General features: G+C 59.4%; 12 protein-coding genes. 5 read left to right on the top strand and 7 right to left on the bottom strand.

Annotated features, from left to right (window positions below; all coding sequences use genetic code 11):
• Positions 1-18 precede the first annotated feature (18 nt).
• The 5 genes from HU718_RS01250 to HU718_RS01230 all read right to left on the bottom strand — a co-directional run bounded on the left by HU718_RS01250 (position 19) and on the right by HU718_RS01230 (position 6,947).
• Positions 19-1,047, bottom strand: coding sequence for a DUF5924 family protein (locus tag HU718_RS01250; RefSeq protein ID WP_110718232.1), 1,029 nt, complete (start codon positions 1,045-1,047; stop codon positions 19-21).
• A gap of 193 nt (positions 1,048-1,240) precedes the next feature.
• The gene (locus HU718_RS01245; protein ID WP_186613156.1) at positions 1,241-2,632 is read right to left on the bottom strand and encodes a M16 family metallopeptidase; all 1,392 of its coding nucleotides are present in this window, start codon (positions 2,630-2,632) and stop codon (positions 1,241-1,243) included.
• 168 nt (positions 2,633-2,800) lie between these two features.
• Complete coding sequence (locus tag HU718_RS01240) at positions 2,801-4,459, bottom strand: Na/Pi cotransporter family protein (RefSeq protein ID WP_186613158.1); 1,659 nt, start codon at positions 4,457-4,459, stop codon at positions 2,801-2,803.
• 327 nt (positions 4,460-4,786) lie between these two features.
• Positions 4,787-5,554: a TerC family protein gene (locus HU718_RS01235; protein ID WP_095119663.1), complete on the bottom strand. Its 768-nt coding sequence runs from the start codon at positions 5,552-5,554 to the stop codon at positions 4,787-4,789.
• Positions 5,555-5,639: 85 nt separating this feature from the next.
• The gene (locus HU718_RS01230) at positions 5,640-6,947 is read right to left on the bottom strand and encodes a CitMHS family transporter (protein WP_150731539.1); all 1,308 of its coding nucleotides are present in this window, start codon (positions 6,945-6,947) and stop codon (positions 5,640-5,642) included.
• Positions 6,948-7,268: 321 nt separating this feature from the next.
• Between HU718_RS01230 and HU718_RS01225 the strand changes: the two genes are divergently transcribed.
• On the top strand, positions 7,269-7,670 hold the full coding sequence (locus HU718_RS01225; protein ID WP_150708323.1) for a GFA family protein: 402 nt from the start codon (positions 7,269-7,271) through the stop codon (positions 7,668-7,670).
• Here the strand turns inward: HU718_RS01225 and HU718_RS01220 are convergent, their stop codons facing one another.
• On the bottom strand, positions 7,671-7,997 hold the full coding sequence (locus tag HU718_RS01220) for a DOPA 4,5-dioxygenase family protein (protein WP_186613160.1): 327 nt from the start codon (positions 7,995-7,997) through the stop codon (positions 7,671-7,673). It lies immediately after the preceding gene.
• 82 nt (positions 7,998-8,079) lie between these two features.
• Between HU718_RS01220 and HU718_RS01215 the strand changes: the two genes are divergently transcribed.
• Positions 8,080-8,745, top strand: coding sequence for an NAD(P)-dependent oxidoreductase (locus tag HU718_RS01215; RefSeq protein WP_150731540.1), 666 nt, complete (start codon positions 8,080-8,082; stop codon positions 8,743-8,745).
• A gap of 72 nt (positions 8,746-8,817) precedes the next feature.
• Here the strand turns inward: HU718_RS01215 and HU718_RS01210 are convergent, their stop codons facing one another.
• On the bottom strand, positions 8,818-9,768 hold the full coding sequence (locus tag HU718_RS01210; RefSeq protein WP_186613163.1) for a choline sulfate utilization transcriptional regulator: 951 nt from the start codon (positions 9,766-9,768) through the stop codon (positions 8,818-8,820).
• Positions 9,769-9,882: 114 nt separating this feature from the next.
• Here HU718_RS01210 and betC point away from each other — a divergent pair, with 114 nt between their 5' ends.
• The 3 genes from betC (at position 9,883) to HU718_RS01195 (ending at position 14,159) form a co-directional block, all read left to right on the top strand.
• On the top strand, positions 9,883-11,397 hold the full coding sequence (gene betC, locus HU718_RS01205; RefSeq protein ID WP_186613165.1) for a choline-sulfatase: 1,515 nt from the start codon (positions 9,883-9,885) through the stop codon (positions 11,395-11,397).
• A gap of 16 nt (positions 11,398-11,413) precedes the next feature.
• A complete protein-coding gene (gene choX / locus HU718_RS01200; RefSeq protein ID WP_186613167.1) occupies positions 11,414-12,334 on the top strand; it encodes a choline ABC transporter substrate-binding protein in 921 nt (306 codons plus the stop codon).
• 256 nt (positions 12,335-12,590) lie between these two features.
• Positions 12,591-14,159, top strand: coding sequence for a SulP family inorganic anion transporter (locus HU718_RS01195; protein WP_186613169.1), 1,569 nt, complete (start codon positions 12,591-12,593; stop codon positions 14,157-14,159).
• Positions 14,160-14,275: the final 116 nt, after the last annotated feature.

Genomic DNA, 14,275 nt, shown 5'->3' with positions numbered 1-14,275 from the left:
GTAATAGCACGAACCGGATTACTTTTCTTTGATCGCTGTGCTGTCTGTGATTTCGAAGCGCAGTACGCCGATCAGTTGGCCATCCTCGGTCAACACCCGCACCTGCCATTTGCCCGCCGGGTTGCCGGGGAAGTTCTGCTTGTGCGTCCAGGCACGGTAGCCTTCCTTGCGCCCGCCGTGGATGTCGAGGGCGATGCGGTCGACCTCTTTGCCGTTGAATTGCCAAACGTGATAAATCCGCTCATCCAGCCCGCGCGGCGCATTAATCGCGGTGTAGGCATACAGGCCATCGCCACGAATCTGCTCGGCGCTGACCGTGTCGAGGCTGGCGCCGGGGGTGCGGTCCTGCATTTGCGTACTGATCGCGACGTCGGTCATCCACAGCGTCGCCGGCGGCACCCACGAGCGCAGCGCCCAGCCGACGCCACCGATACCGACGGTGATGCACAGGATCGCCAAAGCATTGCGCAACGTGCGGATCGGGAAGATCGACGCCAGACTCGGGAACGACAACAGCACGGCAATGCCCAGCGCCCACTTGAAGCTCTGCGCGGTGGTCAGGTGCATGATTACCGGCAATGCGGTGAGCAGGGCGGCGAACAGGGTCAGGGTGTGCAGCGCGAGAAACGCCCAGCGCCGTGGCGCCAGCCATTTGTAATAGAGCGGATCGACGATCGAGATCAGTGCGGCGACGCTAAGCAGGCCGGTGAAGAACAACTGGCCGCTGTTCCAGGTCGTGGTGATGAAAAAGAACGGCAGGACGAAAAACAGGCTTTCCTGATGGATCATCTGCGTCGCGTAACGCAGCAGCGGCTGGGGAATCTCGCGTTTGAAGATGCGAGTGAAGAGGCCGGTCAGGGTGTTTTCCAGCATCAGCCAGATCCAGCTGAGCAGCATGATCACGGTGATCCAGCTCGCCAGGCCCTGCTGACGATCGACCATGATGAAACTGCCGACCCCGGAAATGAAACCGCCGAGCGCAATAACCCCGGGATAGCGCTTCATCAGTTCGAGGACGCGCTGGATCAGGAGCTGTATTTTCGGCATTTGGGCGGTTCACGACTGGATAGGAAAAAACCTCGACAGAGTAGCGCCCGCCGGGCGATGTGGCGAGGCTGCCGGTCACTTAAAGCCAACGCATTCCCCCTGTGGGAGCGAGCCTGCTCGCGAAAGCGGTGGGTCATACAACATTGCATTGACTGACACGACGCCTTCGCGAGCAGGCTCGCTCCCACAGGGGTCAGTGTTCGGCGGATTTTCGGCGGTGATGCAAACGCCAACCGATCAGGATCAACAACACCAGACCCAAACCACCCGCGCTCAACCACAACACCTGATCATCACTGATCAATGGCTTCTCGATCCGCAAATACCCCGGTTGCAACAGCAACTCGCGCATGGCCTTGTTCGCCGCTTCCAGGGTCACTCCTTGCAGCTCGCGCGCGGGGTTGGCAAAACGGCCGTCCTGGTAATCAGCGAGGGCGCTCCAGTAGTAATCCGCCATCGCGCTGTTGCCCTGTACCGCCCAAGCCTGATGGGCGATCGAGGCCTGCTTGATCCGCGCAAAGGTGTCCGGGTCGAGACCGTTTTTCAGCAGATCAGCCTTGAGGTCTTCCAGTACCTGAATGGCTTCATCAACGTCATCGCGATCCAGATCGGCGTTGAGGCTCATGAAACCGACGCCGCCAAATACCTCACGCTCAGCCCACGGCCCGTAGGACAAACCATGGTTGAGGCGGATCTGTCGGTACAGCGCCCAGTCGAGGTAATCCTTGAGAATGTCAAAGGTCTGGTCGTACTGATCATCGATCACCGGCTCCGGCACCAGCCAGTGCAGTTTGGCGCTGTCACCGATAAAGCCACGGGTGAGGGTACGTTCATGGGCGGCGCTGGTACGGATGTCCGGTAGCGGGCGGTGTTCGCTCGGCTCGACCGCTTCGAGCGCGCCCCAGGTGCGTTCCAGATAGGCCGGCAGCAGTTTGTCGAGTTCGCCGACGACGATCAGGGTCATGTTGTTCGGTGCGTACCAGGCCCTGCGCACTTTCTCCAGTTGTTCCTGAGTCAGGTGACCGACTTCGGCACGCTGCGGGCATTTCAGGCCCAGTTCGATGGCGAGCTGATTGCTCGCGGTGTGGCCGAGATCCTGACGATCGAGAAAGCGTTGCAGCCGTGTGTAATGGCCGCCGTCTTCACGTTCAACCACACGCTTGGCGGCGTTGATGGCGTTGTCGTCGATGCGCGTTTGCGTAAGCAGAGCGAGCAGCAGGTCGAGTACTTTGCGCTGATTTTTCGCCGGCGCTTCAATGACGAACGTGGTGTCGGCATTACTGGTGAACGCATTCCAGTCACCGCCCAGTGCCTGCATGCGCTCCTCTAAACCGCCTTCGCCGGTGGCGTCGATGCCGCTGAACAACAAGTGTTCAAGCAGGTGCGGCAGCTCCTTGTCAGCGCAATCGAAATCATCGAGGCCGACGCCGACCACCAGCCGGATCGCCACGTGCCCACGTTCGGTGCCGGGCTTGAGCATCAGTTGCAAACCATTGGGCAGCGCATAGCCTTCGACCTGAAAACGATCCAGGGCAAAGGCGGGCAGGGAACCGAGCAACAGACAGGCGAACAACAGGCAACGCATAACAGGCTTCCATACGGCTGATTTGGAGATCCGTGTCGTCAGTCAGGGGCCCATCGCGAGCAGGCTCACTCCTGCATTTGGAATGCGTCCCCCTGTAGGAGTGAGCCTGCTCGCGATAGCGGCCTGAAGGCTGAATCAATGTAACTGACTAAACCCAGCCCCAGTCGTTCAAGGCGAATGCGTTATATCGGCAATATCATCCGCCGCCAGCGCCCCGGTATCCGCCGTTTCCAGCACCACATACGCACTGCCGCAAAACAGCGAATTCAAGCGCTTCATGTCGGCAATCAACTCCAGGTGCAGCGAACTGGTCTCGATACTCTGCACGATCTTGCGTTGCAAACGGCTGACATGCGCATGGGCCAACCGGCGTTCCTGCGCGCGAAAGCGGCGTTTCTCGCGCAGCAACTGCCGAGCGCTTTCGCGGTCGCTGCTGAGAAATACCGACAGGCCCAAGCGCAAATTGGCGATCAATTGCTGCTGCAGCCCGGCCAGATCCTCCAGGCCTTCTTCGGAAAACGAGCGACGCTGCGAAGTCTTCTGCTGCTGAATTTTGCGCAGCATGCGTTCGATCAGATCACTGGCCAGTTTCAGGTTGATCACCAGTTCGATGATCTCCGCCCAGCGCCGGCTGTCGTGCTCGCCGAGGTCCTCACGGGGCATCTGTGCCAGATACAGCTTGATCGCGCTGCACAGCGACTCGATGTCATCGGTCAGCCGACGGATTTCCTGGGTGACGGCGGTCTGCTTGCCGCGCAACACATCGAGCGTCGCATCAAGCATGTTGTCGAGCAGATCGCCCATGCGCAGGGTTTCCCGCGCGGCGTTGGCCAGCGCCAAGCTCGGCGTGACCAGCGCCGTCGCGTCGAGGTGACGCGGTTTGGCCGTGCCATTAACTTCGGGTCGCTCCGGCAGCAGCCAAGCACACAGGCGTGCCATCGGCCCGACGCTTGGCAGCAGAATCAGGCAGCGCGCGGTGTTGTAGAGCAAGTGGAAGCCGATGACCATTTCCTGCGGGCTGAAATCGAGGCTGTCGATCCAGTGCACCAGCGGGTCGAGCACCGGGATGATCAGCAGCAGGCCGATCAGTTTGTACAGCAGACTGCCCAGCGCCACTTGCCGGCCAGCGGCGTTCTGCATGCTGGTGCTCATAAAGGCGAGAATGCCGCTGCCGATGTTGGCGCCGATCACCAGACCAATTGCCACCGGCAAACTGATGACCGCAGCACCGGCCAGCGTCGCGGTGAGCAGCACGGCGGCGAGGCTGGAGTAGGAAATCATCGCGAACAACGCGCCGACCAAGGCGTCGAGAAGGATATCGCCGGTCAGCGAGGCGAAGATCACCTTGACCCCTTGAGCGTGAGTGATCGGCGCAGCGGCCTCGACGATCAATTGCAACGCGAGAATGATCAGCCCGAGGCCAATGGACACCCGGCCCATCTGCCCAAGCCGCGTCTGTTTGCGCGACAGAAAGAAAATCACCCCGAGAAAAATCAGCAGCGGCGACAGCCACGACAGGTCGAAGGTCAGCACCCGCGCCATCAGCGCGGTACCGACGTCGGCGCCGAGCATGGTCGCCAGCGCCGGGGTCAGCGCCATCAGGCCCTGGCCGACGAAAGAGGTAACGAGCATGGCCGTGGCATTGCTGCTCTGCACCATCGCGGTAACGACGATGCCGGCGACAAAGGCCAGCCAGCGCTTGGACATGTTCTGGCCAATCACATGGCGCAGGTTGGTGCCGTACACCCGCAGGATGCCGGTTCGAACGATGTGCGTGCCCCAGATCAGCAGGGCGACGGCGGAAAGCAGATTGAGCAGGGTGAGCATACAAACCCCCTGTAGTAGCAGCGCCCCAGAGGGGCAAGTGGACGGTACCGCGCGGTTTCTACGTTTTTGATACTTAAGCTGTAGTTGGCTAACGGTCTGGGCGCCAGCATTGCACAGCTAAAGTGTGGATTGAAACAAAAGTGTCATGAAAACGGGTTCATTCACCCACCTGAATCCGACACGGTTCCCGTGTGTTGCCCAAAACAAATGTGGGAGCGAGCCTGCTCGCGAAAGCGGTGGATCAGCCAACATTTCTGTCGACTGACACTCCGTATTCGCGAGCAGGCTCGCTCCCACAGGGGTACTGCGTATTGCCAGACTACCGGGTTACTGGCCCGGAATGTCCTTGCGCAGTTTCACCGGGTCTTGCTGCTGTCGCTTCTTGGCCATTGCGCCGCGCAGCTTGATGTTGATCGCTTCCACCGCCAGCGAGAACGCCATGGCGAAGTAGACGTAGCCTTTCGGTACATGCACGTCGAACGACTCGGCAATCAGCACGGTACCGACCACCAGCAGGAACGACAGCGCGAGCATTTTCAGCGACGGGTGCTTGTCGATGAACTCGCTGATCTTGCCCGAGGCGAGCATCATCACCAGCACTGCTACGACAATCGCCGCGACCATTACCGGCACATGGGAAACCATGCCCACGGCAGTGATCACCGAGTCCAGCGAGAAGACGATGTCGATGATCGCGATCTGGATGATGGTGTAGAGGAAGTTGCCGCCCTTGCCGCCAGGTGTGTCGTCGCTTTCGTCTTCGCCTTCCAGCGCGTGGTACATCTCTTGCGAGCTCTTCCACAGCAGGAACAGACCACCGAAGAACAGGATCAGGTCGCGACCGGAAATGCCCTGGCCGAACACTTCGAACAGGTCGGCAGTAAGGCGCATGACCCAAGTGATCGACAGCAGCAACAGGATGCGGGTGATCATGGCCAGGCCAAGACCGAAGATCCGGGTGCGCTGCTGCATGTGCTTGGGCATGCGGCTGACCAGGATCGAAATCATGATGATGTTATCGATGCCGAGGACGATTTCCAGGGCGGTCAGGGTGAAGAAGGCAACCCAGATTTCGGGGTTGGTCAGCCATTCCATGTGTATTCCTTTGAGCAATTGTTAAACCGAAAAAGGTCCGGGCTTCAAACCGCGAAGCCAGGACCCGAAACGGTGAGTCTTGGGCTTATAGAGTGCTGAACACCGGGAAAGTCCCCAACAGCAGTGCAGCAATCAGGATGCAGATACAAACCAGGATCGCCCATTTCAGGGTGAAACGCTGGTGGTCACCAAAATCAATGCCGGCCAGGGCTACCAACAGATACGTCGATGGCACCAACGGGCTCAGCAAGTGGACGGGCTGACCGACGATCGAGGCACGGGCCATTTCCACTGCGGTGATCCCATAGTGGCTGGCGGCTTCGGCCAACACCGGCAACACGCCATAGTAGAACGCATCGTTGGACATGAAGAAGGTGAACGGCATGCTCACCAGCGCCGTGATCACGGCCAGATACGGGCCGAGGAAATCCGGAATCACTGCCAACAGGCTCTTCGACATCGCATCGACCATGCCGGTGCCGGACAGGATACCGGTGAAGATACCCGCCGCAAAGATCAGCCCGACCACTGCCAGCACGCTACCGGCGTGAGCCGCGACGCGATCCTTCTGCATCTGCAGGCAAGGGTAGTTGACGATCATGGCAATACTGAACGCGACCATGAACAGCACCGGCAACGGCAGCAGACCGGCGATCAGGGTGCACATCAGGCCGAAGGTCAGGGCGCCGTTGAACCAGATCAGTTTCGGACGGCGGGCATCCGGGAACTGCGACACGCTGATTTCGCTGTGATCGACATCATCGCCAACCAGATGCAGTTCACCTAGACGCGCACGCTCACGTTTACCGTAGAAATAAGCGATAACCAGAATCGCCACTACACCAGCGGCCATGGCCGGAATCATCGGCACGAAAATGTCCGACGGGTCGACATGCAGCGCACTCGCCGCACGCGCGGTCGGGCCGCCCCACGGGGTCATGTTCATCACGCCACCGGCGAGGATGATCAGACCGGCCATGATCCGCGGGCTCATGCCGATGCGGCTGTACAGCGGCAGCATGGCGGCCACGCAGATCATGTAAGTGGTCGCGCCGTCACCATCGAGGGAAACGACGAGCGCCAGTACGGCGGTGCCGACCGAAACCTTCAGCGGGTCACCCTTGACCAGTTTGAGAATCTTGCGCACGGCCGGGTCGAACAGGCCGGAGTCGATCATCAGGGCGAAATAGAGAATGGCGAACATCAGCATCACGCCAGTCGGCGCGAGCTTGGTGATGCCTTCGAGCATCATCGGACCGATCTTCGGTGCAAAACCGCCGAACAGGGCGAAGACGATCGGGATGATGATCAGTGCGATCAGCGCGGACAGGCGCTTGGTCATGATCAGGAACATGAACGTGATGACCATGGCGAAGCCAAGGAAAGTCAGCATGGGAATACTCCAGGCGTAGCGCGGCTAGTTAAATGAGCGGATCGGGTGGATCAGCGCAGAACGGGAAGCACGAGGCGTACGGGCGGAGTCAGAGCGAGGAGGCGGGCTACAGAGGACATCAGAATCACCATTGTTGTTGTTAATTGGGCCGTTCGTGCGAGGTATCACACGCATTGGCCAACCGGTCTGTTGCCGGAAGTGAGGCGATCCTAATCCGGGAAGCTTTCAGCTACCTTTCGCTGCAGAAAGCTTTGAATGAACGGTCAACCGGTCGTCGGATGCGATCTAAAGTCAATAAACACGGGAAGGGGGAGCTTCGAGATGGGCGAATTGCACAGCGGCGGCTGCCATTGCGGACACATTCGTTATCAGTTCAGTGGGGCGTTGCAGGACATCGCTCACTGCCATTGTTCGATTTGCCGCAAGGTCAGTGGCGGCATTGTCACGACCTGGATCACCGTGCCGACGGCGAATTTTCAATGGCTGGCCGCAACGCCGGCGCGTTATGACTCATCCGACAGTTGCGCGCGGTACTTCTGCCCGCGGTGCGGCGCGCAACTGGCGTTGGTGACGTTGCTCAGCCCAGAAAGCATCGACGTGACCATCGCCACACTTGATCACCCGGAACTGGCGCCCGCCGAGCGCCATATCTGGACTGACAGCCAATTACCTTGGCTACATCTGGACGAGCATCTGCCGGGCGAAGCCGAAGAAACGCTGTGATCAGAAAACAGACAGATTCAGCGGCCTGATCGCACCCATCCAGATCGCATGCTCAGTGTGGTCGAGCAAATCATTGCCGGTGTCCGGGTGCAGGAATACCACCAGGCCTTGGCGATTGAGCGCCAGCCACGGCAGTACATCGGCGATCAGCTCCGGGCTGAAGGCCAATTGGCAGCTCCAGTCCGGATGCGGGCCGACCGGGCGTTCGTGGACGCGGCCCATTTTCAATGGAAACAACTGCGCGGCTTGCTCACACAACGCGCGCGCCTGATCGATGGTGCCGGCGTCGAAATAGACGTGGGCGTGGTAACCCTTGATCGCTTGCATCTGAAAGCCTCTGAATCGGTTCGAACCCTCGGCGTTGCCCGTATGTCACACGCCATACAAGGGATAACAAAAGGGATCAGCCATGAAAAATGCCGAAACCCCGGCGGTAAAAGTGGTGCTCTATGGTGCCATGAGTAGCCTGGGCAGCGCGTTGATGGCTGAATTGCTGCGCCGTCAGCATGAAGTCATTGCCATTCTCGACGATTTGACCGCACTGGCGCCGCGTCCTGGCTTGCGCACCAAAACGGGCGATCTGTTCGATCTGGAGCGGGTCAATCAGAGTGTGGCCGGCAGCTCGGCGGTCATCTGTTTACTGGATGCGCCGGGCTTGCCGTTCAGCAGCGATCATGTGGAACGCTCGGTCGTGCTCGGCCCGGTCGAACAGGTGTTGGCCGTCGACGCGTTGGTCGATGGCCTGCAAGCCGCCAATGTTTCGCGACTGTTTCTGGTGGGGGATTTTGCCGTGCTTGATGAGCCGGATGTCGATGATCGCCTGCAACGCCATGCCGCCGAAGAAATTCTCGAAGCCGTGCAAAGCAGCCCGCTGCACTGGACGCTGGTGAATGCGCCGCACGGTGTGGCCGGGCTGACCATTGAGCATTTCAGTCAGGTTGGCGGCAATCTCGAACCGGGTCTGGCCGAACCGCTGGAGCGCTTGAACCGCGTGGCGGTGGGGATTGCTGATGAGCTGCGGTTGAATCTGCATGTGGGCCAGCATGTGAATTTCGTGGCGGCTGCAGATTTGTAAAAGATCGCAGCCTTCGCCAACTCATACATGAAATCGGTGTAGGAGCTGCCGAAGGCTGCGATCTTTTGATCTTCAAACCGCAATCGAAGGCAATGCCAACCCATTGAGCGATTCAGCGCTACTCGCCTGCTCCACCATCAACCAATCGACAAACTGCTGAATCAGCGCGCCCCGACGTTTGCGTTGCGGCAGCACCACGTAATAACCCAACCGCGACAGCGTCGTTTCAGCAATCGGCCGGTATAACAAACCCTGACTCAGCAAGTTATCCACAAGGTGCCGCCAGCCAATCGCCACGCCTTGGCCGCCAATCGCCGCTTGAATCAACAGCGTGTAATTGTCGAAGCGCAATTGCCCCGGCGCCGGCGGTGTATTGATACCGAGCTCACGGAACAGACCACTCCAGTCAAACCAGTTGCTGCTGTTTTCCCCGCGCAGGTGCAACAACGGAAACTCCAGTAACGCCTGAGCAGGCAGGGGCAGGGCGCGATCCTTGAGCAATTGCGGACTGCACACCGGGAACACTTCCTCGCTGAACAACCAATGGCTTTCACCCTGTTTAAAGCGCCCATCGCCAAACAGGATCGCCACGTCGATGTCGGTGCGCAGCATGTTGTGGTTGCGTTCGCTGGTCACCAGGCTCACGTCAACCTGCGGATTGGCTTCGTGAAAACGGTGCAAGCGTGGCATTAACCAATAAGCGGCGAAGGCAAAATCGGTGGCGACTTGCAGCACCTCGTGTTGCTGTTGTGCGCTGATCGCACTCAATCCAGCGTCGATATTCTGCAAACCCAAGGCAACTTGCTCAAACAGGATCGCGCCGACTTCGGTCAGCTCGATGCCTCGGTAGATTCGGTCAAACAGGCGCGTGCCGAGCTGTTCTTCCAGCCGTTTGATCTGCTGGCTGATCGCCGGTTGCGTGGTGCCAAGCTCAACCGCGGCAGCAGTAAAACTGCGCTGCCGAGCCGCCGCTTCGAAGGCGCGGAGCAGGTCGAGCGACAGATCACCCAAGGCTTCATACATAAGCGGTGCTTATCCTAGTCATTGTCCGGCACGGGCTTTACCGGATTCAGCATGGGCTCCATGCTCGATCGCAGCAATGTCGCATAAATATTCACTATGGAATGCCGCGATCACATGAAGCGCAAGAATATTCTTTTCATCATGGCCGATCAGATGGCCGCGCCAATGTTGCCGTTCTACGGCCCTTCGCCGATCAAACTGCCGAATCTTTCCCGCCTCGCCGCCCAAGGCGTGGTGTTCGACGCCGCTTACTGCAACAGCCCGTTGTGCGCACCGTCGCGTTTTACCCTGGTCAGCGGCCAGTTGCCGAGCAAGATCGGCGCCTATGACAATGCTGCCGATTTCCCCGCCGATGTGCCGACTTACGCCCATTACCTGCGCCGCCTCGGCTACCGCACCGCGCTGTCAGGGAAAATGCACTTCTGTGGCCCGGACCAATTGCACGGTTATGAAGAACGCCTGACCAGCGATATCTACCCGGCCGATTACGGTTGGGCGGTGAACTGGGACGAACCGGACGTGCGCCCGAGTTGGTATCACAACATGTCTTCAGTGCTGCAGGCCGGTCCGTGTGTGCGCACCAACCAACTCGATTTCGACGAAGAGGTGGTGTTCAAGGCGCAACAATATCTGTTCGATCATATTCGCGAGGACGGCGACCAGCCGTTCTGCCTGACCGTATCAATGACTCACCCACACGACCCGTACACCATTCCCAAGGCGTTCTGGGATTTGTACGACGATGCCGATATCCCGTTGCCTACAACGCCGGATCAACACGAACTCGATCCGCACTCGCAGCGCCTGCTCAAAGTTTACGACCTGTGGGATAAACCACTGCCTGTGGACAAGATTCGCGATGCGCGCCGGGCGTACTTCGGTGCCTGCAGCTATATCGACGCCAACGTTGGCAAACTCCTGCAAACACTGGAAGAAACCGGATTAATCGATGACACGATCATTGTGTTCTCCGGTGACCACGGCGACATGCTCGGCGAGAAAGGCCTCTGGTACAAAATGCACTGGTATGAAATGGCGGCCCGTGTACCCCTGTTGATAAGTGCCCCGGGACAATTCGCTGCCGGGCGTGTCAGCGCTGCGGTATCGACCGCTGACCTGTTGCCAACCTTCGTTGAACTGGCCGGCGGCACGCTGGAACCCGGCTTGCCGCTGGATGGCCGCTCACTGGTCTCGCATCTGCAAGGGCAGGGCGGTCATGACGAAGTGTTCGGCGAATACATGGCCGAGGGCACCGTCAGCCCGTTGATGATGATCCGTCGCGGCGCCTACAAGTTTATCTACAGTGAAAGCGACCCCTGCCTACTCTTTGATGTAGACAACGATCCCCGCGAACTGGAAGAACTCAGCCAATCGCCGCAGCATCGCACGCTGTTCGACGATTTTCTCGCCGAAGCGCGGGCCAAGTGGGACATTCCGGCGATTCACCGGGAAGTCCTCGCCAGCCAGCGCCGGCGGCGTTTTGTTGCCGACGCGCTGACCATCGGCAAGCTGAAGAGCTGGGATCACCAGCCACTGGTGGACGCCAGTCAGCAGTACATGCGCAACCACATCGATCTCGATGATCTGGAGCGCAAAGCACGTTATCCACAACCCTGCCAAAACCAATAATGTTAAGGGGAAGTCCATGCGCAAGTTATCCACAGTAGTGACGGTTGGCCTGATCGCGTTGAGCAGCGCTTCGGCCTTCGCCGAGCAGAGCTGCGACACGGTGAAGATGGCCGATCCGGGCTGGAGCGACATCGCCGCGACCAATGCGATCACCGGGTTTCTGCTGGACGGCATGGGCTACAAGGCCAAGGTCGACACCCTCGCGGTGCCGATCACCTTCGGTGGTTTGAAGGACGGCCAGGTGGACGTGTTTCTCGGCAACTGGATGCCGGCGCAGCAGGGCTTCTACGACAAGTTCGTCGCCACCGGTGACGTCACGCAACTGGCGAAGAACCTCGACGGCACCGAATTCACCCTCGCCGTGCCGGACTACGTGTGGGACGCGGGTGTGCATAACTTTGCCGACCTGAACAAATACGCGGACAAGTTCGATCGTAAGATCTACGGCATCGGTTCGGGTGCGCCGGCGAATATCTCGCTGCAGGAAATCATCAAGAAGAACGACTTCGACATGGGCCAGTGGAAGCTGATCGAATCCAGCGAACAGGCGATGCTGGCTGAAGTGTCGCGGGCGGTGAAGAAACAGAAATTCGTCACCTTCCTCGGCTGGACGCCGCACCCGATGAACGTGCAGTTGAAGATGCATTACCTCAAGGGCGGCGAGAAGTACTTTGGCGACACTGGCAGCGTGTTTACGCTGACGCGTAAAGGGTATGCCGAGGCGTGTCCGAATGTGGGTAAGTTGCTGACCAATCTGTCGTTCACCCAGGAGATGGAGAACAGCATCATGGCTGAGGTGGTGAACAAGAAGGTCACCAATGCCGAAGCGGCGAAGGCGTGGATCAAGGCGAATCCGGCGGTGTTGGACAAGTGGCTGGATGGGGTGAAGACCGTGGATGGCAAGGATGCGTTGGCGGCGGTGAAAGCGAAGCTTTGATTGTGGGTTTTTTTGAATTTTGCTCGGCTTGAGATTTTTGCCCCCTCACCCCAGCCCTCTCCCCCAGGGGGGCGAGGGGGAAAGGGAGCCGATATTTATTGGATTCAAAACTTGCGCTCAACTCTGAAATCGCAGGTTGATGAATCTCTTACAAACACAAAGGTCAGTCCCCTCTCCCTCCGGGAGAGGGCTAGGGTGAGGGGCCTTTCCCCTGGCACCCTGATAACCTTGAACAAAACCCCAACCGCGAGGACCCATGGCCTTCCCCAGCCGCCACTCTCTCTTGCCCTTCCTCACCTGGCTACCGCGGCAAACCCGCGCCAGTGTCGGACGGGATCTGATCGTCGGCCTCAGCGGTGCGATTCTCGCGTTACCCCAGTCGATCGCCTACGCGCTGATCGCCGGTCTGCCACCTGAATATGGCCTCTACGCCGCAATCATCCCGGTGCTGATTGCCTGCCTGTGGGGTTCGTCGTGGCATTTGATCTGTGGCCCGACGGCAGCCATTTCGATCGTGCTGTTTGCCAGCGTCAGTCCCTTAGCGGTCCCGGCGTCGCAGGACTACATCACCCTGATCTTGTTGCTGACCTTGCTTGCCGGAATTTTCCAATGGCTGCTCGGCCTGCTGCGCTTCGGTGCGCTGGTGAATTTCGTTTCGCATTCAGTGGTGCTGGGGTTCACTCTTGGCGCGGCGGTGGTGATCGCCATCGGGCAGTTGCCGAATCTGTTGGGGCTGGAGTTGCCGGCCAAAGCCACGGCGCTGGCGAGTCTGATGGATCTGCTGCATCACCTCAGGGCTGTGGATAAACCTTCGTTGGTACTCGGTGTGGCGACGGTGGTTGTCGGTGTGGTGTTGAAACAATTGCTGCCGCGCTGGCCGACGCTGTTGATAACCCTCGCTTTGGCCAGCCTGCTGGTGTGGCTGTGGCCGGCGATGTTCGGCCATGTGCATCTGGTCAGCGCGTTTGTCGGGCGGTTACCGCCGTTCAGTGCGTTGCCGCTGGATCTCGATTTGATCTTGCGCCTGCTGCCGAGCGCCGTCGCAGTGGGCATGCTCGGACTGGTCACCAGTCTGTCGATTGCCCGCTCGATTTCGGCGCGGTCGCAACAGTTGCTCGATGCCAATCAGGAAGTCCGCGCGCAGGGTTTATCGAATATTGTCGGGGCGTTCTTTTCCGGATCGTTGTCGGCAGGCTCGTTTACTCGCTCGGGATTGAGTTATGAGGCGGGCGCTTGCTCACCACTGGCCGGGGTGTTTTCGGCGATCTGGGTCGCGCTGTTCGCGATATTTGGCGCCGGGCTGATCGCGCACATTCCGATCCCGGCGATGGCCGGGAGCATTCTGCTGATTGCCTGGGGACTGGTGGATCACCGCGGCATTCGTGCCTTGTTGCGGGTTAGCCGCGCCGAGTTCGTGGTCATGGCCCTGACGTGTCTGGCGACGTTGCTGCTGGAGTTGCAGACGGCGATTTATGCCGGTGTGCTGGCCTCGCTGTTCTTCTATCTCAAGCGCACCTCGCAACCGCGCGTGCAGCATTGGCGCGACGGCGAGGACGATGTGTTGCGCGTCGGCGGCTCGATCTTTTTCGGCGCCAGCCATTATCTTCAGGTGCGTCTGCAACGCCTGCACGGCGCGCGAGTGGTGATCGAGGCGCAGCAGATCAACTTCATCGACTACTCAGGGGTGGAGATGCTGCATCAGGAGGCGCGACGGTTGTTACGCCAGAATCGCAGTTTGACGTTGCGCCGGGCGCGGCCGCAGGTGGTGGAGGAGTTGCGCAAGCTTGAGGGGCCGGAGAAGTGCCCGATCCGGTTTGAGGATTGATTGGCGATCGAGGTAATCCTTGTGGGAGCGAGCCTGCTCGCGAAGACTGCGGCACATCCAACATTGATGTGTCAGACAGGCCGCTTTCGCGAGCAGGCTCGCTCCCACAGGGTTAT

Source organism: Pseudomonas tensinigenes, from assembly GCF_014268445.2.
GTDB lineage: Bacteria > Pseudomonadota > Gammaproteobacteria > Pseudomonadales > Pseudomonadaceae > Aquipseudomonas > Aquipseudomonas tensinigenes.
The sequence above is the reverse complement of the archived record's forward strand: the minus strand, read 5'-3'. Positions and strand labels throughout refer to the sequence as shown.

Excerpts from the sequence above, each read along its gene's own strand:
- HU718_RS01210 (WP_186613163.1), bottom strand. The coding sequence starts at position 9,768 with ATGTATGAAGCCTTGGGTGATCTGTCGCTCGACCTGCTCCGCGCCTTC.
- HU718_RS01240 (WP_186613158.1), bottom strand. The coding sequence starts at position 4,459 with ATGCTCACCCTGCTCAATCTGCTTTCCGCCGTCGCCCTGCTGATCTGG.
- HU718_RS01235 (WP_095119663.1), bottom strand. The coding sequence starts at position 5,554 with ATGGAATGGCTGACCAACCCCGAAATCTGGGTTGCCTTCTTCACCCTG.
- HU718_RS01225 (WP_150708323.1), top strand. The coding sequence starts at position 7,269 with ATGGGCGAATTGCACAGCGGCGGCTGCCATTGCGGACACATTCGTTAT.
- HU718_RS01245 (WP_186613156.1), bottom strand. The coding sequence starts at position 2,632 with ATGCGTTGCCTGTTGTTCGCCTGTCTGTTGCTCGGTTCCCTGCCCGCC.
- HU718_RS01230 (WP_150731539.1), bottom strand. The coding sequence starts at position 6,947 with ATGCTGACTTTCCTTGGCTTCGCCATGGTCATCACGTTCATGTTCCTG.
- betC (WP_186613165.1), top strand. The coding sequence starts at position 9,883 with ATGAAGCGCAAGAATATTCTTTTCATCATGGCCGATCAGATGGCCGCG.
- choX (WP_186613167.1), top strand. The coding sequence starts at position 11,414 with ATGCGCAAGTTATCCACAGTAGTGACGGTTGGCCTGATCGCGTTGAGC.
- HU718_RS01220 (WP_186613160.1), bottom strand. The coding sequence starts at position 7,997 with ATGCAAGCGATCAAGGGTTACCACGCCCACGTCTATTTCGACGCCGGC.
- HU718_RS01250 (WP_110718232.1), bottom strand. The coding sequence starts at position 1,047 with ATGCCGAAAATACAGCTCCTGATCCAGCGCGTCCTCGAACTGATGAAG.
- HU718_RS01195 (WP_186613169.1), top strand. The coding sequence starts at position 12,591 with ATGGCCTTCCCCAGCCGCCACTCTCTCTTGCCCTTCCTCACCTGGCTA.
- HU718_RS01215 (WP_150731540.1), top strand. The coding sequence starts at position 8,080 with ATGAAAAATGCCGAAACCCCGGCGGTAAAAGTGGTGCTCTATGGTGCC.